Source organism: Streptomyces sp. NPDC004266, from assembly GCF_042874095.1.
GTDB lineage: Bacteria > Actinomycetota > Actinomycetes > Streptomycetales > Streptomycetaceae > Streptomyces.
Map to the genome: position 1 here is coordinate 16,519 of NZ_JBIAMM010000015.1, position 19,706 is coordinate 36,224.

Consider the following 19,706-nt stretch of genomic DNA (forward strand, 5'->3'; position numbering starts at 1 on the left):
ACGCGGTCCGAGGAGGGAGCCACCGATGATTCTGCTCCGTCGCCTGCTGGGTGACGTGCTGCGTCGGCAGCGCCAGCGCCAGGGCCGTACTCTGCGCGAAGTCTCCTCGTCCGCCCGAGTCTCGCTCGGCTATCTCTCCGAGGTGGAGCGGGGGCAGAAGGAGGCTTCCTCCGAACTGCTCTCCGCGATCTGCGACGCGCTGGACGTACGGATGTCCGAGCTCATGCGCGAAGTGAGCGACGAGCTGTCGCTGGCCGAACTGGCCGAGTCGGCAGCGGCGAGCGAACCGGTACCGACGCCGGTACGCCGTCCGATGCTCAATTCGGTGTCGGTGACGTCGGTGGCCGGTGTGCCCACCGAGCGGGTGACCATCAAGGCGCCCGCGGAAGCGGTGGACGTCGTCGCTGCCTGAACCGAAGTGGGGCGAAGCCCCGGCCGGTGTCCTGTTCGCAGGGCGCTGACCGGGGCTTTTCCTGTTTCCGGCTCGTTTTCGGTCCTTTTCGAGGGAGTTCGGGGCGGTTTCCCTGAGATGCCGGGTTCCAGGGTGGCGTGCCATGGTGGGAGGGACGTCCGACTGGGCCGTGTGCGCCGGGTCTGCCACCGGTGCGCCCTCCCGCAGGGTGATCCTGCCGGTCTAGCGTCGACCGCAGGAGGCGGCCATGGTACGGCGACGGGTTCCGCTGGTGACGCTCGCTCTGCTCGCGTGCGGCCTGGCGGCCGGAGGGCTCTGGTGGTGGGCGGTGCTGCGTCTGCTGCTCGTGCCGGGCGAGTCCGGGCCGGTCGAGGGAACGGTGGCCGCGGGCGGCTGGGGGCTGAGCCTGCTGCCGGTGCACGTGGCGGCGTCGTCGGGACGGCGCGGTGCGGCCGACCCCGCCGGACGGGTGGGAGGACTCGCCGCGTCCGTGCTGCCCGGCGCCGTCGCCCGGCGGGTCGCCGGCCGGACGGTCACCAGGGCATCGCGACGCCGCCGTTGGGGCGGAGGATCTGGCCGGTCGTGAACGCGGAGGCGTCGGAGGCGAGGTGCAGGACCGCGTGCGCGATGTCCTCGGCCTCGCCGACCCGTCCCAGCGGTGAGTGGCGGACCATCGCGGCCTCGGCCTGCAGTTGGGCGGCCGGCTCGTGGCGGTCCGTCATCGGGGTGCGGATCCAGCCCGGGGCGACCGCGTTGACCCGGATGCCGTGCGGGCCCGCCTCCGTCGCCAGGGTCTTCGTCAGCTGGACGACGGCCGCCTTGGTGACGCTGTAGCAGAGCAGGCCCGGGCTCGCGGTGTCCATCGCCCCCGAGGCCATCGTCACGATCGAGCCGGGCACGCCGGAGCCGATCATCGAACGGGCCGCCTCCTGACAGGCGTGGAGCACGCCCTTGAAGTTGACGGCGAGGACGCGGTCGAGGTCCTCGTCCCGGGTGTCCAGGACCGTGCTCGTGTGCATGATCCCGGCGATGGCCGCCATGACGTGGAGCGGGCCGGCGGCGCGGACGGCCGCCGCCAGTGCGGGCCGGTCGGTGACGTCCAGGGGGTGGGTGTGCGCGGCGCCGCCCTGCCGGGCGATCAGGGCCGCGGTCTCCTTCAGGCCGTCCTCGTCGCGGTCGGCGCAGTGCACGGTGGCGCCGGCCCGCGCGAGGAGGGCCGCGGTGGCGCGGCCGATGCCGCTCGCGGCGCCCGTGACGAACGCGGTGCGGCCGGTCAGGTCGTATGCCGGGAGAGTCGTCGTCATGTCCGGACCGTACGACCGGATCTGACGGTCCGTCAATTGTCGTGGTCGCCCTCACCGGGTTTTCCGTCCCGGCTTCCGTCGGGTCCCCGCTGGCAGCCGGGGCACCAGTACGTGACCCGGTCGCCGAGCTCCGCCTTCCGGATCGGGGCGCCGCAGCGGAGACAGGGCCGGCCCTCGCGGCCGTAGACGTGGAGCGGGGTGCCCGGGCGGCGCGAGGTCGTGGTGCGCCGGTCCGGACGGTCCTTGTTCGCGTCGAGCAGGCGGTGGGCCGTGGCGACCAGACGGGCCGGGACCTCCGGGGCGAGCTCGCCCACCGGGAGCCAGGGGGTGACGGCGGCGAGGAAGGCCAGCTCCGACTTGTACACGTTGCCGATGCCGGCCAGGTTGCGCTGGTCGAGCAGGGCCTCGCCGAGGGAGCGCTCCGGGTCGGCGCCGAGCCGTCGGACGGCCTCCTCCGGATCCCAGTCCGGGCCCAGCAGGTCCGGGCCCAGATGGCCCACGACACGGGACTCCTCGGCGGTGCGGATGAGCTCCAGGACGGGGAGGCGGTAGCCGTACGCGGTGGAGTCGGCGTTCCCCAGGATCGCCCGGATCTGGTGCTCGGGGCCGCCGCGCGGGCGCTCCCCGGTGGCGTACACCCGCCAGGCGCCGTCCATCCGCAGATGCGAGTGGAGGGTGAGCCCGCCCTCGATCCGGGCCAGCAGGTGCTTGCCGCGCGGGGTGACGTCGAGGAGCGTGCGGCCGGTGAGGTCGGCGGTCGCGAACCGGGGCACGCGGAGGTCCGAGCGGGTCAGGACCCGCCCGGCGAGCGCGGCGTGCAGGCGATGGGCGACCTGCCAGACGGTGTCTCCTTCGGGCACGGCTCCATTGTGGGGGCGCGGCGCACCAGTGTGCGGTGCCCCCTCGCCCCAGCGGGACGATGGCCCACACGGGCGGGTGGCGGGAGAGGCCCGCCCCCGTGGGCGCAGCCGCACGGCAAGTGGGTGTCGACCAGCCCGGGCGCGTCAGGGGCGTAGGCGGAGGCCTCTGGGGGTGGCGAGGAAGCCGGCCGCCTCCAGAGGGCGGGCCAGGGGCGACGTCAGGGACGCGGCGCCGTTGATCCGCTCCACCGTCACCGTCCCCAGCCCCCCCGCCTTCGCCGACCCGGCCAGCGCCTCCGCCGCCGCCCCCAGGGCCGGATCGTCCGGATCCGCCGGCCAGGAGAGGAGCGTCTTGCCGCCGCGCTCCATGTAGAGCGCGAGCTCGCCGTCGACCAGGACCACCATCGCGCCCGCCTTGCGGCCCGGCTTGTGCCCGGCGCCCGTCGGAGGCTCGGGCCAGGACAGCGCCGCCCCGTACGCGTTCGCCGGGTCGGCGGCGGCGAGGACCACGGCACGCGGACCGGCCGCCGCCTCGGCGCCCCGGTCGCGGGCGGTCGCCGCCGCCCGCAGCCGGTCCACGGCCCCGTCCATCGCGAACTGGGCCGCGCCGAGCCCCTCCACGACGTAGCCGCGCCGGGCCTGTCCGCTGTCCTCGAAGGCCGCCAGGATCCGGTACGTGGCCGAGAAACCGCCCTCCACCCCCTCGGCGGCCACCGCCCCCCGGGTGACCACGCCGTGGCGGTCCAGAAGGGTGCGGGCCAGGGCGTGCGCCCGGTGCGTCGGCTCCGGTTCGGGCGGCGGCAGGAGGGACCAGCGGCCGGAGACCGTCGGCGGACCCGTGCGCGAGGCGGGGCGGGCCGCCGCGGTCAGCGTGCCGTACCGGCCGCGCGGGACCGTGCGCCGCGCGCGGTGGGCGGTGGAGCCGGCCGTGCGGCCCGAACCGAGGAGCGCGCGCAGCGGGGCCAGGGTGTCGTTGGTGAGCCGGCCCGACCAGGCCAGGTCCCACAGGGCGTCGGCGAGCTGCGGATCGGTGGCGTCCGGATGGGTGGTGGCCCGGATCTGGTCGGCGATCTGCCGGAAGAACAGGCCGTACCCGCCGGAGAGGGAGGTGAGCACCGACTCGTGCAGGGCGGAGGTCTCCAGCGGGTGCGGCGGCGGGAGGAGCAGCGGTGCCGCGTCCGCGAGGTAGAGCGAGACCCAGCCGTCCTTGCCGGGCAGCGAGCCCGCGCCCGCCCACACGACCTCCCCGGTGGTCGTCAGCTCGTCGAGCAGCGCCGGGGAGTAGTCCCTGACCCGGGACGGCAGGATCAGCTTCTCCAGGGCCGAGGCCGGGACCGGCGCGCCCTGGAGCTGCTCGATCGCCCGCGCGAGGCCGTCGATGCCGCGCAGGCTGTTGCTCCCCAGGTGCTGCCACTGCGGCAGGAAGGTGGCGAGGGCCGCCGGGGGCACCGGCTCCAGCTCCTGGCGCAGGGCCGCCAGGGAGCGGCGCCGCAGTCGCCGCAGCACGGTCGCGTCGCACCACTCCTGGCCGATCCCGGAGGGGTGGAACTCGCCCTGGACGACCCTGCCCGAGGCGGCGAGGCGCTGGAGGGCGCCGTCGGTGACGGCCGCGCCGAGACCGAAGCGGGCGGCGGCCTGCGAGGAGGTGAACGGGCCGTGCGTGCGCGCGTGGCGCGCGAGCAGGTCGCCCAGCGGGTCCTTGACCGGCTCGGTGAAGGCCTCGGGCACGCCGACCGGCAGGGCCGTGCCCAGGGCGTCCCGGAGCCGGCCCGCGTCCTCGATCGCCGCCCAGTGGTCACGGCCGCCGATCCGCACCCGGATCGCACGCCGGGCCGCCTCGAGCCCGGGCGCCCAGCCCGCCTCGGCGCCGCGCTCGGCCAGCTCCCCGTCCGTCAGGGGTCCCAGGACCCGCAGCAGGTCGGCGACGCCCTCCACGTCCTTGACGCGGCGGTCCTCGGTCAGCCACTGGAGCTCCCGCTCCAGCTCCGCCAGGACCTCGGGGTCGAGCAGCTCCCGCAGCTCCGCCTGGCCGAGGAGCTCCGCGAGCAGCCGGGAGTCCAGCGAGAGCGCGGCCGCCCGCCGCTCGGCGAGCGGGGAGTCGCCCTCGTACAGGAACTGCGCCACGTACCCGAAGAGGAGCGAGCGGGCGAAGGGCGAGGGCTCGGCGGTGGTGACCTCCACGAGCCGCACCCGGCGGGCCTCGATGTCCCCCATCAGCTCCGTCAGGCCGGGGAGGTCGAAGACGTCCTGGAGGCACTCGCGGACGGCCTCCAGAACGATCGGGAACGAGCCGAACTCGCTCGCCACCTGGAGGAGCTGGGCCGCCCGCTGCCGCTGCTGCCAGAGCGGGGTGCGCTTGCCGGGGTTGCGCTTGGGCAGCAGCAGGGCGCGCGCCGCGCACTCGCGGAAGCGGGAGGCGAACAACGCGGAGCCGCCCACCTGGTCGGTGACGATCTGCCCGATCTCGCCCCGGTCGAAGAGCGTGTCGGCCGCGCCGACGGGCGCCTTGTTCGCGTCGTACGTCGTGTCCAGGTGCCGGTCCGGCTCGACCGGCTCGTGGTCCAGGAGGTCCAGGCCCATGTCCAGGCCCATCAGATCGGCGTCCGGCAGGCGCAGCACGATGCCGTCGTCCGCGTGCATCACCTGCGCGTCCATGCCGTACCGCTCGGCGAGCCGCGCGCCGAGCGCCAGCGCCCACGGCGCGTGCACCTGTGCCCCGAAGGGGGAGTGGATGACGACCCGCCAGTCCCCGAGCTCGTCGCGGAAGCGCTCGACCAGGATCGTCCGGTCGTCCGGCACATGGCCACAGGCCTCGCGCTGCTCCCGGAGGTACGCGAGGACGTTCTCCGCGGCCCAGCCGTCCAGGCCCGCGGCGAGCAGCCGCAGGCGCGCGTCCTCGTCCCCGAGGGCGCCGATCTCGCGGAGGAACGCGCCCACCGCCCGGCCCAGTTCGAGCGGGCGCCCCAGCTGGTCGCCCTTCCAGAAGGGCAGTCGGCCCGGCACGCCCGGCGCGGGGGAGACGAGGACCCGGTCCCGGGTGATGTCCTCGATCCGCCAGGAGGTGGTGCCGAGCGTGAAGACGTCGCCGACCCGCGACTCGTACACCATCTCCTCGTCGAGCTCGCCGACCCGGCCCCCGCCCTTCTTGGGGTCCGCGCCCGCCAGGAAGACGCCGAACAGGCCGCGGTCGGGGATCGTGCCGCCCGAGGTGACCGCCAGCCGCTGCGCACCAGGCCGCCCCGTGACCGTCCCGGCCACCCGGTCCCAGACCACGCGCGGGCGCAGCTCGGCGAAGGCGTCCGAGGGGTAGCGGCCGGCCAGCATGTCGAGGACGCCCGTGAACGCCGACTCGGGCAGCGAGGAGAAGGGCGCCGCCCTGCGCACCACCGCGAGCAGGTCGTCCACCTGCCAGGTGTCGAGCGCGACCATCGCGACCAGCTGCTGCGCGAGGACGTCCAGCGGATTGGCGGGGATCCGCAGGGACTCGATCGCACCGGAACGCATCCGCTCGGTGACCACGGCCGCCTGCACCAGATCGCCCCGGTACTTGGGGAAGACCACGCCCGTCGACACGGCGCCGACCTGGTGCCCGGCCCGGCCCACGCGCTGGAGCCCGGAGGCCACCGAGGGCGGCGACTCGACCTGCACCACCAGGTCGACCGCGCCCATGTCGATGCCCAGCTCCAGGCTGGAGGTGGCCACCACGGCGGGCAGCCGGCCCGCCTTCAGGTCCTCCTCCACCTGGGCGCGCTGCTCCTTCGACACCGAACCGTGGTGGGCCCTGGCGAGCAGCGGCGGGGCACCCTGCGCCGCCCCCGACTGGGCCATCACCTGGGCCGGGGGCGCCCCCTCGGGGAGCGGCTCGCCGGTCGCCCGCTCGTACGCGATCTCGTTGAGCCGGTTGCACAGGCGCTCCGCGAGCCGGCGGGAGTTCGCGAAGACGATCGTGGAGCGGTGGGACTGGACGAGGTCGGCGATCCGCTCCTCGACGTGCGGCCAGATCGACGGCCCGTCCCCGCCGTCCTTGCCCTCCGAGGCGGGCGAACCCCCCAGCTCGCCCATGTCCTCGACGGGGACGACGACGGAGAGGTCGAACTCCTTGCCCGAAGGCGGCTGCACGATCTCCACGGCACGCCCCGGCGAGAGGTAGCGGGCCACCTCGTCGACCGGGCGGACCGTGGCCGACAGGCCGATCCGGCGCGCGGGGCGGGGCAGCAGCTCGTCGAGCCGCTCCAGGGAGAGGGCCAGGTGCGCGCCCCGCTTCGTCCCCGCGACCGCGTGGACCTCGTCAAGGATGACCGTCTCCACGCCCGTCAGCGCCTCGCGCGTGGCGGACGTCAGCATCAGGAACAGGGACTCGGGGGTGGTGATCAGGATGTCCGGCGGCCGCGTCGCGAGCGCCCGGCGCTCGGCCGCCGGGGTGTCCCCGGACCGGATCCCGACCCGGATGTCCGGCTCGGGCAGGCCGAGCCGCACCGACTCCTGGCGGATTCCGGTCAGCGGCGAGCGCAGGTTCCGCTCGACGTCCACGGCGAGGGCCTTCAGCGGCGACACGTACAGCACGCGGCAGCGCTTCCTCGCCTCGGCGGGCGGCGGCGAGGACGCGAGCCGGTCCAGGGAGGCGAGGAACGCCGCCAGCGTCTTGCCCGAACCGGTGGGCGCGACGACGAGCACGTCGGAGCCCGCGCCGATGGCCTGCCAGGCGCCCTCCTGCGCCGCCGTGGGCGCGGCGAAGGCCCCGGTGAACCAGCCGCGGGTCGCGGGGGAGAACGAGTCGAGCGCGGACCTGACCATGCCCCCCATCGTGCACCCCGCCACTGACAACCGCCCGGACCTGGGGAATCCCGATCGTCGCGGGCCGCCGGAGGGGCGCAGAATGGGGGAATGGCCAGGGGCACGGAGAGGGACGGCGAGAGCGGGGAGCGGGCCCGGTACTGGCAGTACGCCGAGCTGCCCGGGGTCGACCTGCTGCACGCCCACTACATCCGCAAGGCCTTCGCCCGGCACACCCACGAGTCCTTCGTCTTCGCCGCCATCACCGAGGGCGTCGAGGCCTTCCACTACCGCGACGAGCTCGTCCACGCCGGCCCCGGACAGATCGCCCTCGTCAATCCCGACACCCCGCACACGGGGCACGCGGGCGTGCCCGAGGGCTGGACCTACCGGACGATCTACCCCGACGCGGAGATCATCCGCTCGATCGCCGCCGACACCCTCGCCCTGCGCGGCGAGGCCGGTTTCACCTCGCCCGTCGTCGACGACCCGTACGCCGCCCAGCTCGTCGTCGGCGTCCACCGGGCCGCGGAGGAGGGCAACGCGCTCGCCGCGGACAGCCTCCTGCGCCTGGTCACCGCCCGGCTGCTGCGCAGCCACGGCGGGCTCGTCACCCCGCTCCCGCCCCGCTCCGCGGGCGCCCGGAACGCGGCACGCGCGCGTGAGGTCCTGGAGGCCGGGATGGTCGAGCCGCCGACCCTGGAGCGGCTCGCCTCCGACCTCGGCACCAGCCCGTTCGCCCTGCTCCGGGCCTTCCGCGAGGCGTACGGGATGCCTCCGCACACCTGGCTCACCGACGCGCGCGTGCGCCGGGCCAGGCAGCTCCTCGACGCGGGGACGCCCCCGGCGGAGGCGGCCGCCGCCGTCGGCTTCACCGACCAGTCGCACCTCAGCCGGCACTTCACCCGCAGCGTCGGGGTGCCGCCGGGCGCCTACCAGCGCGCACGGGGCACGGCCCGGCAGGCCCCGCGGGCCGGTGCAAGAACGTACAAGACCGGGCCGGTGCCGCCCCCGTAACGTCCCTGACGTGGCAGAACAGACAGCACCCCCCGTCATACGCGACGACACCCCGGCCAAGCCCGACGCGGCCGTCGTCCGCGACGCGCTCGGCGTCGGCGTCGCCGTCGGGCTCTCCGGCTTCGCCTTCGGCGTCACCTCGGCGGGCTCCGGCCTCAGCCTCCTCCAGACCTGCGTCCTCAGCCTGCTCGTCTTCACCGGCGCCTCGCAGTTCGCCCTGGTCGGAGCGCTCGCCGCGGGCGGCAACCCCTTCACGGCCGCCGCCGGCGCCTTCTTCCTGGGCACCCGCAACGCCTTCTACGGGCTGCGGCTCTCCCAGCTCCTCGCCCTGCCGAAGGCCGTCAGGCCCTTCGCCGCGCACTGGGTGATCGACGAGACCACGGCCGTCGCGCTCCCCCAGCCGACCCGCCGGGCCGCCCGGATCGGCTTCACCGTCACCGGCCTCACCCTGTACGTCCTGTGGAACCTGACCACGCTCCTCGGAGCGCTCGGTGCCGAGGCGATCGGCGACACCGCGGCCTGGGGCCTCGACGCCGCGGGCCCCGCCGTCTTCCTGGCGCTGCTCGCCCCCATGCTGAAGTCCGCCACCGAGCGCGCCACCGCCGGGATCGCCGTCCTGCTCGGCCTCGGGCTGCTGCCCGTCCTGCCCGCGGGCGTCCCGGTCCTCGCCGCCGCCCTCGCCGCGCCCGTCGTGCTCTGGGCCCGGGGCCGGCGCACCGCCCCCACCGGACGAGAGAAGGACTCCCGATGAACGTCTGGATCGCGATCGCCCTCACCGCCGCCGGGTGCTACCTCGTCAAGCTCGTCGGCCTGCTCGTGCCCGCGGGAGCGCTGGAACGCCCGCTCGTCCAGCGGCTCGCCGCCCTGCTCCCCGTCGCGCTGCTCGCCGCGCTCACCGCCCAGCAGACCTTCAGCGCGGGCGGCGGGCTCGTCCTGGACGCCCGGGCCGCCGGACTCGCCGCGGCGGCCGTCGCGCTCGTCCTGCGCGCGCCCTTCCTGGTGGTCGTGGGCGCGGCCGTCGCCGTCACGGCGGGGGTCCGGGCCCTGGGCTGGTGACGGCGGCGACGGCGCCCCTCCGGTCCCGAGGCGGGCCGGAGGGGCGGGCTGCCCGGACGGCCTGCCGGGGCCGGGCGGCCCGGCCGTCCCGCCTCAGCTGATCGCGCGGCCGTGCGCCCGGAGGGTGCGCAGCGCCTCGACGGTGACGATCGGGCGCCATTCCAGGGCCGAGCCGGGCGCCCAGGCGGTCCGACGGGCCGGCCAGCCGCCGTCCTCCTGCTGGTCGGCTTCGAGCCGGTCGAGCGAGCGGGCCATCTCCGCGTCCGTGAACCAGCGACCGGCGAGCGAGTCCGGCACGCGCGCGTAGTCGTGCGGCTGGAGGACCTCGCCGGTCGCGTACCCGTCCGCCGTCGAGTGGTCCTCGGGCTGGTCGGGGTCCAGGACGGCGAGCCGCTGCTCGCGGACGAGCCGCCCGAGCCGGTCGGCGGCCGCCTCCGCGCGCGGGCGGTCGGGAGCGCCGTCCAGGAAGGCGACGGCCGCCTGGATCTCGTACGGGTGGGGTTTCTCGATCGACTCCACGGCCGACCAGCAGAACTCGGTGGCCCGGAACAGCCACGCGTGCCACACCTGGTTGCGGTGCAGCACGCCGACCACCGGGCCGGTCGAGAGCAGCGCGCTCGGCGGGGAGTCGACGACCGGCAGGAAGGGCGCCGAGGGGTAGCCGCGCTGGGCGGGGTGGATCGCGGGGAGCGCCCCGTCGTGCGTGGACACCTCCGTGAGGTAGCGGCAGATCCGCTCCACGCGCAGCCCGCCGCAGCGGCCGATGGTGTCCAGGACCCGCAGCCCGTGCGCGGTGTGCAGGGGCTGGCTCACCGGGCCGCGCAGATCCGGTTCGAGGGCGTGGCCGTAGCCGCCGTCCTCGTTGAGGTACGCCATGAGGGCCGTCTCGACCTGGTCCGCGCCACCGCGCAGGAAGTGGTAGGCGAACCGGCGCTGTTCGAGGACGCGGGCCGTCAGCCAGACGAAGCGCTCGGCGCGGGCCAGGGGAGTCGAGGGCGGGGCGGGGAGGGGATTTTCGGCCATGCTCCGACCGTAGGGCGGAAAGGCGCGGTGACAAGGCCTGCGGAGCGGGCTGCACTCTTGGGGGCGGGATACTGGATTCATGCGGTTGACGATTTTCTGGGAACGGATGGCCGACCACTTCGGCGCGTCCTACGCCGAGTCCTTCGCTCGCGACCACGTGATGGCGGAGCTCGGGGGCCGGACGGTACGGGAGGCGCTGGACGCCGGCTGGGAGGCGAAGGACGTGTGGCGCGCGGTCTGCGCGGCCGTCGACGTGCCGGCCGACAAGCGGTGACCGGAAGGCGAAGCGCCGGGTGACGGCGGGGGTTCTCACGGGGGCTCGGGTGGAATGTCCGCGCGGTGCGCGAGACTGGCGGGGTGGCCCCGACTGACGACACCGACAAGACCGAACCGAACGATGTGCCCGAAGTGCCGGACGCGACGGCTTCCCCGGAGCCGGAGCCGGAGCCAGTGGCTGGCGTGAAGAAGGCTTCTCCGGACCCCGCCGCGGGCGGGGTGGCCTCACCGGACCCGGCTCCGGTCGCCGGCGCGGGTGCGGAGCCGGAGGCCGGGAGGAGCGCCGTGCCCGCGGCTCCGGCGCCCGTGCCGGCGGAGGCGACGGCCGGCCCGGCCTCCGGGTCCGCGCGGATGCCGCGCTGGCTGCCCCGCGCGCTCGTGCTCGCCCTCGCGCTCTACTCCGTCTTCCTGCTGGGCAATTGGGCCTTCCACCAGCTCATCGGCCTCCTCGTCAACATCCTGCTGGCCTTCTTCCTCGCCCTCGCCATCGAGCCGGCCGTCGGACGCATGGCGGCGCGCGGGATGCGCCGCGGCCTCGCCACCTTCCTCGTCTTCTTCGCCGTCACGGTCTTCGGCCTCGGCTTCGTCGTCCTCCTCGGCTCGATGCTGGCCGGCCAGATCGTGGACATGGTCGAGAACTTCCCGAAGTACCTCGACTCGCTGATCAACTGGATCAACCAGAACTTCCACACGGACCTCTCGCGCGTCGAGGTCCAGGACAGCGTGCTCAGCTCCGACTGGCTGCAGAAGTACGTGCAGAACAGCGCGTCCGGCGTCCTCGACGTCTCCGCCACCGTCCTCGGCGGCCTGTTCCGGCTCCTGACGATCTTCCTCTTCGCGTTCTACTTCGCGGCCGACGGGCCCCGGCTGCGCCGCGCGCTCTGCTCCGTCCTGCCGCCCGCCCGGCAGGCCGAGGTGCTGCGGGCGTGGGAGATCGCCGTCGACAAGACCGGCGGCTACCTCTACTCGCGCGGGCTGATGGCCCTCATCTCGGGCATCGCGCACTTCGTGCTCTTCGAGATCCTGGGCGTGCCGTACGCCCCGGCGCTCGCCGTGTGGGTCGGCCTGGTCTCGCAGTTCATCCCGACCATCGGCACCTATCTCGCCGGCGCCCTGCCGATGCTGATCGCCTTCACCGTCAACCCCTGGTACGCCTTGTGGGTGCTCGGCTTCGTGGTGATCTACCAGCAGTTCGAGAACTACGTGCTGCAGCCGAAGCTCACCTCGAAGACCGTGGACATCCATCCGGCGGTGGCCTTCGGCTCGGTCATCGCGGGGACGGCGCTGCTCGGGGCCGTCGGCGCGCTGATCGCCATTCCGGCCGTCGCCACCCTCCAGGCCTTCCTCGGCGCGTACGTGAAGCGGTACGACGTCACGGACGACCCGCGCGTCCACGGCCACCGGAGGTACGGCGAGGCGGTCGTGGCCCGGCTGCAGAAGGCCCTGCACCACAAGAAGGAGTCCTGAGGCGCCGGGGCCCGGCTCCCGGCTCCCGGACTCAGAGGTACGAAGGGCCCGTCACCCGGCCCCGGAAGGCGTACCGGATCCATGCCTGGACGGCCACCAGGACCGGGGTGACGGCCAGCAGGAGGGGCACGAGCAGCCGGAGCGTGGTCGGCGCTGCCGTCCGCCCGGCCAGGGGCGGCGCGGCCACGGCGAGCGCCGTGAGCACCGCCGTCAGGCCCGTCACCGGGGCGTACGGGCGGCCGGTCGGCAGGGCCGCGAGCAGCGTGACGGCGGCGAGCACGACGGCCGCGGCGACCGGCTGCCGCCGCCGGGGGCGCGGAGGGGGAGGGGCATGGGCCGAAGGGGAGGCGGGGGCGCTGTCCGAAAGATATTAGCCGAGTTGGCTAGTAAAGAAAGTGACTATAGTGAGGGGTGTGCGGAGCCCGGGTGGTGCTCGGCGGCGAGGGAAGGCGGGGTCCATGTCGGACGGCACGTTTCTGCGGTACGTCGCGCTGGGGGACAGTCAGACGGAAGGGCTCGGCGACGGTGACGACGCCGTCGGACTGCGCGGGTGGGCGGACCGGCTCGCGGAGCTGCTCGCCCGCGAGCGGTCCGACGTGCTCTACGCCAACCTGGCCGTACGGGGCCGTCTCGCCGGCCAGGTCCGCGCCGAGCAGCTCGGCCCCGCCCTCGCGCTCCGGCCGGACCTCGCCACGGTCGTCGCCGGCGTCAACGACCTGCTGAGACCGCGCTTCGACGTGGACGCGACGGCGGGGCACCTGGAGGCGATGTTCGCCGCGCTGACCGCGCAGGGGGCCCGCGTCGCCACCCTCACCTTCCCCGACGTCGGCCGGATCACCCCGCTCGCCCGCCCGCTGGGCCCCCGCGTCGAGGCCCTCAACGAGCGGATCCGGGCGGCCTCGCGCCGGCACGGCGTCACCGTCGTCGAGGCCTCCCAGCACCCCGTCGTCACCGACCCCCGGTTGTGGAGCCCCGACCGGCTGCACGCCGGCCCGATCGGCCACGCGCGCATCGCCGCCGCCGTCGCCCACGCGCTCGCGCTGCCCGGCTCCGACGACTCCTGGACCCGCCCCCTGCCCCCGCAGGCCCTCCCCACGGGGCTCGGCGCGGTGGCCGCCGAGCTCCGCTGGGCCGGCTCCTTCCTCGGCCCCTGGCTCGGCCGGCGCCTGCGCGGCCGCTCGTCGGGCGACGACCGTCGCGCCAAGCGCCCGGAACTGCTGCCGGTGGCGGCCGGCCCCCGGTAGGTTCGTGCCGCCGAGAACGCGGCGGGAGGGGCGGTGAAGCCGTGATCGAGATCGATCTGGAGCTGGCCGACGGGCGCAGGCTGCACGTCTACGACACCGGAGACGGCGGGACCGAGGGAGCCGGCTGCCGGGAGGCGGGTCGGCCCGGGGGTGCGAACGTGATCGAGGGCGCGGGCCCCCGGCTCACCGTCTTCTGGCAGCACGGGACCCCGAACGTCGGCGCGCCCCCGGCGCCCCTCCTCCCGGCCGCCGCCCGGCTCGGGATCCGCTGGGTCTCGTACGACCGCCCCGGGTACGGCGGATCGACCCCACGGCCCGGCCGGGACGTCGCGTCGGCGGCCGCCGACGTCGAAGCCGTCGCCGACGCCCTGGGGATCGGCCGGTTCGCCGTCATGGGGCATTCCGGCGGCGGCCCGCACGCCCTGGCCTGCGGCGCCCTCCTGCCGGAACGGGTCCTCGCCGTGGTCGCGGTGGCGGGCCTCGCCCCGTTCGGGGCCGAAGGGCTCGACTGGTTCGCGGGCATGACGGCGTCCGGCGCGGCGGGCCTGCGCGCCGCCGCCGAGGGGCGCGCGGCGAAGGAGGCGTACGAGGCGGCCGCCACGTACGACCCCGAGATGTTCACGCCCGCCGACCACGCCGCGCTCGCCGGGGAGTGGTCCTGGTTCGGCGAGGTCGTCGGTCCGGCGGTGGAGGGCGGGCCGGGCGGGCTGATCGACGACGACCTCGCCTACGTCTCCCCGTGGGGGTGCGATCCCGCCCGGGTCGTCGCGCCGGTGCTCCTGCTGCACGGCGGCGAGGACCGGATCGTGCCGAGCGCGCACGGCCGGTGGCTGGCCGGTCGCTGCCCCGACGCGGAGCTGCGGCTCGCCCCGGCCGGCGGGCACGTCTCCGTCCTCGGGGGCGGCTCGGCGGCCCTGGAGTGGCTCGTGGACCGGGCCGTCTGACGGGGCCGGCGGGGCGGGGCGCGGCCGTTCCGGGACTCCTTCGGGGACCGCGTGGCGCGCTTGACACTGAAATCGAACATCCATTCTCATGGAAGCCCGACCCTTGGAATCACGGGCTTGTCGCCGAGTTGTCCACAGGGCGGAGGGGACGTCGGGGCCCGTTGTCAGTGGCAGGGGTTAGCGTCTTTCACATGAAGCGATCGACTCAAGCAAACCGGGTGGAACCCATGGCAGGAACCGACCGCGAGAAGGCGCTCGACGCCGCGCTCGCACAGATTGAACGCCAATTCGGCAAGGGCGCCGTGATGCGCATGGGCGACCGCACCCAGGAGCCGATCGAGGTGATCTCCACCGGCTCGACCGCCCTCGACGTCGCCCTCGGCGTCGGCGGCCTGCCGCGCGGCCGCGTCGTGGAGATCTACGGACCGGAGTCCTCCGGTAAGACGACCCTGACCCTGCACGCCGTGGCCAACGCCCAGAAGGCCGGCGGCCAGGTCGCCTTCGTGGACGCCGAGCACGCCCTCGACCCCGAGTACGCCAAGAAGCTCGGCGTCGACATCGACAACCTCATCCTGTCCCAGCCGGACAACGGCGAGCAGGCCCTCGAGATCGTCGACATGCTCGTCCGCTCCGGCGCCCTCGACCTGATCGTCATCGACTCCGTCGCCGCGCTCGTCCCGCGTGCGGAGATCGAGGGCGAGATGGGCGACTCGCACGTGGGTCTCCAGGCCCGTCTGATGAGCCAGGCCCTCCGGAAGATCACCAGCGCGCTCAACCAGTCCAAGACCACCGCGATCTTCATCAACCAGCTCCGCGAGAAGATCGGCGTGATGTTCGGCTCGCCGGAGACCACGACCGGTGGCCGCGCCCTGAAGTTCTACGCCTCGGTCCGCCTCGACATCCGCCGCATCGAGACCCTCAAGGACGGCACGGACGCGGTCGGCAACCGCACCCGCGTCAAGGTCGTCAAGAACAAGGTCGCGCCCCCCTTCAAGCAGGCCGAGTTCGACATCCTCTACGGCCAGGGCATCAGCCGCGAGGGCGGCCTGATCGACATGGGCGTGGAGCACGGCTTCGTGCGCAAGGCCGGCGCCTGGTACACGTACGAGGGCGACCAGCTCGGCCAGGGCAAGGAGAACGCCCGCAACTTCCTGAAGGACAACCCCGACCTCGCCAACGAGATCGAGAAGAAGATCAAGGAGAAGCTGGGCGTCGGCGTCCGGCCCGAGGCCCCCTCGGCCGAGCCGGGAGCGGACGCGGCGGGCGCCGCCGACGCGGCCGGTGCGGACGACGCCAAGAGCGTCCCGGCCCCGGCGAGCAAGACCGCGAAGGCGACCAAGGCCACCGCGGTCAAGAGCTGAACCGGTGACCGGTCGCACCGAATGGCCGGGTGACAGCCCCGACTCGTCGAGGGCCGAGAAGGAGCTGTCACCCCAGGACCCGGCTGAGCGGGCGCGCGCGATCTGCCTGCGCCTGCTCACCGGGAACCCCCGCACGCGCAAGCAGCTGGCCGACGCGCTGCGCAAGCGGGAGATCCCCGACGAGGTGGCGGAGGAGGTCCTCTCCCGGTTCGAGGACGTCGGTCTCATCGACGACGCCGCCTTCGCGGGGGCCTGGGTGGAGTCCCGTCACCACGGTCGGGGCCTCGCCCGCCGGGCACTCGCCCGGGAGCTGCGCACCAAGGGCGTCGAGCCGGCCCTCATCCAGGAGGCGGTGGACCAGCTCGACTCCGATCGGGAGGAGGCCACGGCGCGCGAGCTCGTGGACCGCAAGCTGCGCGCCACCCGCGGCCTCGACCGCGACCGGCGCCTGAGACGGCTCGCGGGGATGCTCGCCCGCAAGGGATACCCCGAGGGCATGGCCCTCCGCGTCGTCCGTCAGGCGCTGGAGGCCGAGGGCGAGGACACGGACGGCCTGGACGAGACCTTCTGACCGAGACGGGTCCTTCTGACGCGGGGGGACAGAAGGACTCGTCAGACCGTGCGGGGGAACCGCACCCCGCCGGGGCCGAAGGCCCCGCCAGGGTGCGCGAGCGGTGGGACTCTTCCGGCCGACCCGGGCCGGGGCGCGGGCGAGTGGTCGGACTCCGTCAGTCGGCCGGGCCGGGGCTCAGGTGCGGACGGGTGGTCGGACTCCTCCGGCCGGGCCGGGCCGGAGCTCAGGTGCGGGTGGCCGGGAGGAGGACCGGGAGGCCGGCGGCCTTCCAGGCCTGGAAGCCGCCGATGAGGTCCGTCGCCCGGTGCAGGCCCAGGCGGCGGAGGGACTCGGCCGCGAGGGAGGAGGCGTAGCCCTCGTTGCAGAGGACCACCACCCGCAGGTCGTGGCTGTCGGCCTCCGCCGCGCGGTGGCTGCCCAGGGGATCGAGCCGCCACTCCAGTTCGTTGCGCTCCACGACCAGCGCGCCCGGGATCAGGCCGTCCCGTTCCCGCAGGGCCGCGTAGCGCGTGTCCACCAGGAGCGCGTCACCCGCCTCGTACGCCTCGTAGGCGGCCCGGGGCTCGATCCGGTCGATGCCCGACCTGACCCGCTCCAGGAGTTCGTCGATGCCCACCCGCTCCTCGCTCACTGCCAGTCCTCCGGACGCTCGACCTGCTCCAGACGGAGCACCGCGCCCGTCCGGCTGAACCGCCGGATCAGCGGGAGCGGCGGAAAGTAGGCGTGCACCGACACCGCGTGGGTGTCCGTGGACTCGTTGAGCACCTCGTGCACATGGTGGCGGCCGAAGGCCCGGCCGGTGCCCTCCGACAGCCGCCGGGAGCGGTCGAGACCGTCGGCGAGTTCCAGGGTCTTCCAGCCGCTCGCCGGCAGCCGGACCGCGAGCGCGTTCTCGGTCAGCGCCCCGCGGGCGGTCGCGAAGGCACCCAGCGACTCGGCGTGGTCGTGCCAGCCGGTACCGGTGCCGGGCGGCCAGCCGATGAGCCAGGCCTCGCTGCCGCCGGGGCCGTCGAGCCGCACCCAGGTGCGGCCCTCGGGGTCGAGCGGCAGGGAGTCGACGAGTTCCTGGTCCGCCGCCGTACGCCGGACGAAGTCGAGGAGTTCGGCCGAGGTCGGGGCGGAGGCGGAGGCGGGAGAGGGGGAGGGGAGGGCAGGGGGAAGGGGCGAGGCGTGCTGGGGCACGGATGACCGTCCTGGGGTTCGCTGAAGAGCGCGCGACGGCACACGGCACACGGACGTGCGTCAGCGGCGGGGCGCGCGCGGGGAAAGGGGCGAGATCAGCAGGACGGGCGACACACGCAGCCCGCATAGCGGAGGAGGTCCATATGGACCCTCCGCCACAGGCGCACATCGGTGTCGGTCACGCTCCGGAGTACACCATGCGCGCCTGCGGGAATCAATGCATGTCCGCCGTGCGGTCGCTCTTCGCGGACACGGCCGCGGCCTCCTCGGCCGGAGCCCCCTCCTCGGCCGGGCCGCCCCGGGCCGCGTCCGCCGCCGCGTACAGCTCCTCGGGGCGGACCCCCGAGAAGGAGGCGACGAGGTGCCCGTCGGGCCGTACGAGCAGGACGGCGTGGGCCGCGGCTCCCGGATAGGCCTCCGTCACCAGGACCTCGGCCTTCACCGGCAGCGCCTGCACGGCCTCTTCGAGCCGGGGCATCACCCCCGCGCTCCGCCAGTGGCGCCGGTCCCAGACCCCGGTCCCGGGCGCGACCAGGAGGACCAGGAGGCGGCCCTGGCCGAGCCGGTCCCGGAGCCGTACGGTCGTGCCGTCGGGGGCGGTCACGCGGACGTCCTCGACCGGGGCGCCCGGCGGGGTGCCGACGGGCGCCTGTCCCTCGGTGTGCGGGGCCGCGAGGGGGGAGTGGGGGTACGCCGGGGGCGCGCCGAGCGGGCCGCGCCCCACGTGACCGTCGGTCAGCAGGGCGTCGTGGCCGCGCGCGGCCCCGGGGAGGTACGCGCGCAGGCCCCCGCCGCCGCGCAGCACAGGCAGCGACTGGTCGGCGGCGCGCAGCCGGGTCGCGACGGCCGTCCGCCGCTCGCTCTGGTAGCTGTCGAGCAGCCGGTCCGAGCCGCCGTGGTGCCAGGTGTGGGCGAGCTTCCAGGCGAGGTTGTCGACGTCCCTCAGCCCCTCGTCGAGGCCCTGGGTGCCGACCGCGCCGAGCAGGTGCGCCGCGTCCCCGGCGAGGAGGACCCGGTCCACCCGCCAGCGGCGGGCGAGCCGGTGGTGGAGGGTGTGGACGCCGGTGTCGATCAGTTCGTACGGGGGCGTCACGCCGTCGCACCAGCCGGCCAGGGTCTCGCGGATGCGGGCGACCAGCGCGTCCGGGGTGACCAGGTCGCCGCGGGGCGGCAGCAGCCAGTCGATCCGCCACACGCCGTCGGGCAGCGGGCGCGCGGTGATCTCCTCGGCCGCGCCGCGCCACGGGGGCTGACGGTGCAGCAGGGCCTCGCCGGGCCAGGGGAGTTCGGTGCGGAGCGCGGCGACGGCGTGCCGCTCCACCGCCGTGCGGCCGGGGAAGCGGATCCCGAGCAGCTTGCGCACGGTCGAGCGGGCGCCGTCGCAGCCGACGAGGTGGCTGCCGCGCCACCAGGTGCCCTCGGGGCCGCGGGTGTGGGCGACGACGCCGTCCCGGTCCTGCTCGATGGTGTCGAGCCGGGAGTCGGTGACGAGCCGGATCAGCTTCTGCCGGGAGATGGCGTCGCGCAGTCCACGGGCCAGGGCGTGCTGGGGGATGTGCAGCGGGGCGGCCGGGGAGGCGGGCGCGTCGGGGTCCTCGGACCACTCCTCCGTGCCGCCGAGCCCCAGGTCGAGCGTGATCCGGCGCACCTCCTGGCGGCGGCGCACGCCGCGCCAGCCGATCCAGCGGACGCCCTCGTCACGGAGGGTCGTGCAGCCGAGCCGCTCGACCATCGCGGCCATGTCGGCGCGCAGGACGACGCTCCGTGCCGGGCGGGACTCCTCCTTGCCGGTGCCCTCGTCGAGGACGACGCTGGGCACGCCCTGCGCGGCGAGCGCGAGGGAGAGCGCGAGGCCCACCGGCCCCGCGCCCACGATGATCACCGGGTCCACGGCGCGGCTCCTGAAGGCCGGACGGTCATGAGGGCAGCACAGCTGAGTGTGGCACGAGCCCGGTGGTTGATCACAGACCGTATGCAACCCACTGAGGATGCCCGCGTCAAGCGACGGGGTGGGCGCGGTGCGGCTGACCTCGGGTCAGTACCGCTCCGGCCCACCCTGGGCGGTCCACGGAGGCGTGCGCGGGGCCCCCCCCCCCCCCCGCCCCCCCCCCGGGGGGGGGCCCGCGGGCCCCCCCCGCCGCCCCCCCCGGGGGGGGCCCCCGGGGCCGGGGCGTGACCGCGGGGGGCGTCCAGCCCCGCCCCCGCCCCCAAGA

20 protein-coding genes are annotated in these 19,706 nt (G+C 75.1%); 11 read left to right on the forward strand and 9 right to left on the reverse strand.

The features are described from left to right. Positions 1–25 precede the first annotated feature (25 nt). A complete protein-coding gene (locus ACFYUZ_RS30215) occupies positions 26–412 on the forward strand; it encodes a helix-turn-helix domain-containing protein (protein ID WP_030694284.1) in 387 nt (128 codons plus the stop codon). A gap of 247 nt (positions 413–659) precedes the next feature. Further along, the gene (locus ACFYUZ_RS30220) at positions 660–998 is read left to right on the forward strand and encodes a hypothetical protein (protein ID WP_389314534.1); all 339 of its coding nucleotides are present in this window, start codon (positions 660–662) and stop codon (positions 996–998) included. Here the strand turns inward: ACFYUZ_RS30220 and ACFYUZ_RS30225 are convergent. The 3 genes from ACFYUZ_RS30225 to ACFYUZ_RS30235 form a co-directional block, all read right to left on the reverse strand. Further along, positions 946–1,716 (reverse strand): SDR family NAD(P)-dependent oxidoreductase, encoded by a 771-nt coding sequence (locus ACFYUZ_RS30225; protein ID WP_389314536.1) that lies wholly within the window; start codon positions 1,714–1,716, stop codon positions 946–948. The two genes, ACFYUZ_RS30220 and ACFYUZ_RS30225, sit on opposite strands and share 53 nt — an antisense overlap. A 32-nt stretch (positions 1,717–1,748) precedes the next feature. Next, positions 1,749–2,576: a DNA-formamidopyrimidine glycosylase family protein gene (locus ACFYUZ_RS30230; RefSeq protein WP_389314538.1), complete on the reverse strand. Its 828-nt coding sequence runs from the start codon at positions 2,574–2,576 to the stop codon at positions 1,749–1,751. Positions 2,577–2,720: 144 nt separating this feature from the next. Further along, positions 2,721–7,370 (reverse strand): ATP-dependent helicase, encoded by a 4,650-nt coding sequence (locus ACFYUZ_RS30235; RefSeq protein WP_389314540.1) that lies wholly within the window; start codon positions 7,368–7,370, stop codon positions 2,721–2,723. Between the two features lie 90 nt (positions 7,371–7,460). Between ACFYUZ_RS30235 and ACFYUZ_RS30240 the strand changes: the two genes are divergently transcribed. Genes ACFYUZ_RS30240 through ACFYUZ_RS30250 form a run of 3 tightly spaced genes read left to right on the forward strand, consistent with a single transcriptional unit; the run spans position 7,461 to position 9,422 of the window. Beyond that, positions 7,461–8,366, forward strand: coding sequence for an AraC family transcriptional regulator (locus ACFYUZ_RS30240; RefSeq protein WP_389314542.1), 906 nt, complete (start codon positions 7,461–7,463; stop codon positions 8,364–8,366). 10 nt (positions 8,367–8,376) lie between these two features. After that, positions 8,377–9,117: an AzlC family ABC transporter permease gene (locus ACFYUZ_RS30245; protein ID WP_389314544.1), complete on the forward strand. Its 741-nt coding sequence runs from the start codon at positions 8,377–8,379 to the stop codon at positions 9,115–9,117. Continuing rightward, positions 9,114–9,422 carry an AzlD domain-containing protein gene (locus ACFYUZ_RS30250; protein WP_389314546.1) on the forward strand — a complete coding sequence of 103 codons (309 nt, stop codon included), beginning with the start codon at positions 9,114–9,116 and terminating at the stop codon, positions 9,420–9,422. Before ACFYUZ_RS30245 ends, ACFYUZ_RS30250 begins: the two co-directional genes overlap by 4 nt. 93 nt (positions 9,423–9,515) lie before the next feature. Here the strand turns inward: ACFYUZ_RS30250 and ACFYUZ_RS30255 are convergent, their stop codons facing one another. Continuing rightward, a complete protein-coding gene (locus ACFYUZ_RS30255) occupies positions 9,516–10,445 on the reverse strand; it encodes a hypothetical protein (RefSeq protein ID WP_389314547.1) in 930 nt (309 codons plus the stop codon). A gap of 79 nt (positions 10,446–10,524) precedes the next feature. Here ACFYUZ_RS30255 and ACFYUZ_RS30260 point away from each other — a divergent pair, with 79 nt between their 5' ends. Both ACFYUZ_RS30260 and ACFYUZ_RS30265 read left to right on the forward strand, forming a co-directional pair. Then, on the forward strand, positions 10,525–10,719 hold the full coding sequence (locus tag ACFYUZ_RS30260) for a DUF3046 domain-containing protein (RefSeq protein WP_041662943.1): 195 nt from the start codon (positions 10,525–10,527) through the stop codon (positions 10,717–10,719). A 353-nt stretch (positions 10,720–11,072) separates the two neighbouring features. Further along, complete coding sequence (locus ACFYUZ_RS30265; protein ID WP_389314841.1) at positions 11,073–12,188, forward strand: AI-2E family transporter; 1,116 nt, start codon at positions 11,073–11,075, stop codon at positions 12,186–12,188. 31 nt (positions 12,189–12,219) lie between these two features. Here ACFYUZ_RS30265 and ACFYUZ_RS30270 read toward each other — a convergent pair whose 3' ends face one another. Next, a complete protein-coding gene (locus ACFYUZ_RS30270) occupies positions 12,220–12,468 on the reverse strand; it encodes a hypothetical protein (protein WP_389314549.1) in 249 nt (82 codons plus the stop codon). 178 nt (positions 12,469–12,646) lie between these two features. On the opposite strand from ACFYUZ_RS30270, the gene ACFYUZ_RS30275 reads away from it, so the two are divergent. From ACFYUZ_RS30275 to recX, 4 genes are all read left to right on the forward strand, one after another. After that, entirely contained in the window at positions 12,647–13,432 is a 786-nt protein-coding gene (locus ACFYUZ_RS30275; protein ID WP_389314551.1) for an SGNH/GDSL hydrolase family protein, read from the forward strand. A gap of 41 nt (positions 13,433–13,473) precedes the next feature. Beyond that, positions 13,474–14,376 (forward strand): alpha/beta fold hydrolase, encoded by a 903-nt coding sequence (locus ACFYUZ_RS30280; protein WP_389314552.1) that lies wholly within the window; start codon positions 13,474–13,476, stop codon positions 14,374–14,376. Positions 14,377–14,603: 227 nt separating this feature from the next. Next, the gene (recA, locus tag ACFYUZ_RS30285) at positions 14,604–15,737 is read left to right on the forward strand and encodes a recombinase RecA (RefSeq protein WP_389314554.1); all 1,134 of its coding nucleotides are present in this window, start codon (positions 14,604–14,606) and stop codon (positions 15,735–15,737) included. Positions 15,738–15,741: 4 nt separating this feature from the next. Further along, positions 15,742–16,308, forward strand: a complete 567-nt coding sequence (gene recX, locus ACFYUZ_RS30290; RefSeq protein ID WP_389314556.1) for a recombination regulator RecX — start codon at positions 15,742–15,744, stop codon at positions 16,306–16,308. Between the two features lie 226 nt (positions 16,309–16,534). On the opposite strand, the gene ACFYUZ_RS30295 is transcribed toward recX, so the two are convergent. The 4 genes from ACFYUZ_RS30295 to ACFYUZ_RS30310 form a co-directional block, all read right to left on the reverse strand. Then, positions 16,535–16,942, reverse strand: coding sequence for a rhodanese-like domain-containing protein (locus ACFYUZ_RS30295; protein WP_389314558.1), 408 nt, complete (start codon positions 16,940–16,942; stop codon positions 16,535–16,537). Next, positions 16,939–17,493 (reverse strand): cysteine dioxygenase, encoded by a 555-nt coding sequence (locus ACFYUZ_RS30300; RefSeq protein ID WP_389314560.1) that lies wholly within the window; start codon positions 17,491–17,493, stop codon positions 16,939–16,941. The genes ACFYUZ_RS30295 and ACFYUZ_RS30300 overlap by 4 nt, the downstream gene beginning before the upstream one ends. A gap of 95 nt (positions 17,494–17,588) precedes the next feature. After that, positions 17,589–17,675 carry a putative leader peptide gene (locus ACFYUZ_RS30305; protein WP_311307652.1) on the reverse strand — a complete coding sequence of 29 codons (87 nt, stop codon included), beginning with the start codon at positions 17,673–17,675 and terminating at the stop codon, positions 17,589–17,591. A 32-nt stretch (positions 17,676–17,707) separates the two neighbouring features. Continuing rightward, a complete protein-coding gene (locus tag ACFYUZ_RS30310; protein ID WP_389314562.1) occupies positions 17,708–19,384 on the reverse strand; it encodes an FAD-dependent monooxygenase in 1,677 nt (558 codons plus the stop codon). Positions 19,385–19,706 lie beyond the last annotated feature (322 nt).

What these genes read in the sequence shown, in the direction of transcription:
- ACFYUZ_RS30250 (WP_389314546.1), top strand. Translation starts at nt 9,114, where the DNA reads ATGAACGTCTGGATCGCGATCGCCCTCACCGCCGCCGGGTGCTACCTC.
- ACFYUZ_RS30255 (WP_389314547.1), bottom strand. Translation starts at nt 10,445, where the DNA reads ATGGCCGAAAATCCCCTCCCCGCCCCGCCCTCGACTCCCCTGGCCCGC.
- ACFYUZ_RS30240 (WP_389314542.1), top strand. Translation starts at nt 7,461, where the DNA reads ATGGCCAGGGGCACGGAGAGGGACGGCGAGAGCGGGGAGCGGGCCCGG.
- ACFYUZ_RS30220 (WP_389314534.1), top strand. Translation starts at nt 660, where the DNA reads ATGGTACGGCGACGGGTTCCGCTGGTGACGCTCGCTCTGCTCGCGTGC.
- ACFYUZ_RS30265 (WP_389314841.1), top strand. Translation starts at nt 11,073, where the DNA reads ATGCCGCGCTGGCTGCCCCGCGCGCTCGTGCTCGCCCTCGCGCTCTAC.
- ACFYUZ_RS30225 (WP_389314536.1), bottom strand. Translation starts at nt 1,716, where the DNA reads ATGACGACGACTCTCCCGGCATACGACCTGACCGGCCGCACCGCGTTC.
- ACFYUZ_RS30235 (WP_389314540.1), bottom strand. Translation starts at nt 7,370, where the DNA reads ATGGTCAGGTCCGCGCTCGACTCGTTCTCCCCCGCGACCCGCGGCTGG.
- ACFYUZ_RS30260 (WP_041662943.1), top strand. Translation starts at nt 10,525, where the DNA reads ATGCGGTTGACGATTTTCTGGGAACGGATGGCCGACCACTTCGGCGCG.
- ACFYUZ_RS30215 (WP_030694284.1), top strand. Translation starts at nt 26, where the DNA reads ATGATTCTGCTCCGTCGCCTGCTGGGTGACGTGCTGCGTCGGCAGCGC.
- recA (WP_389314554.1), top strand. Translation starts at nt 14,604, where the DNA reads ATGGCAGGAACCGACCGCGAGAAGGCGCTCGACGCCGCGCTCGCACAG.
- ACFYUZ_RS30275 (WP_389314551.1), top strand. Translation starts at nt 12,647, where the DNA reads ATGTCGGACGGCACGTTTCTGCGGTACGTCGCGCTGGGGGACAGTCAG.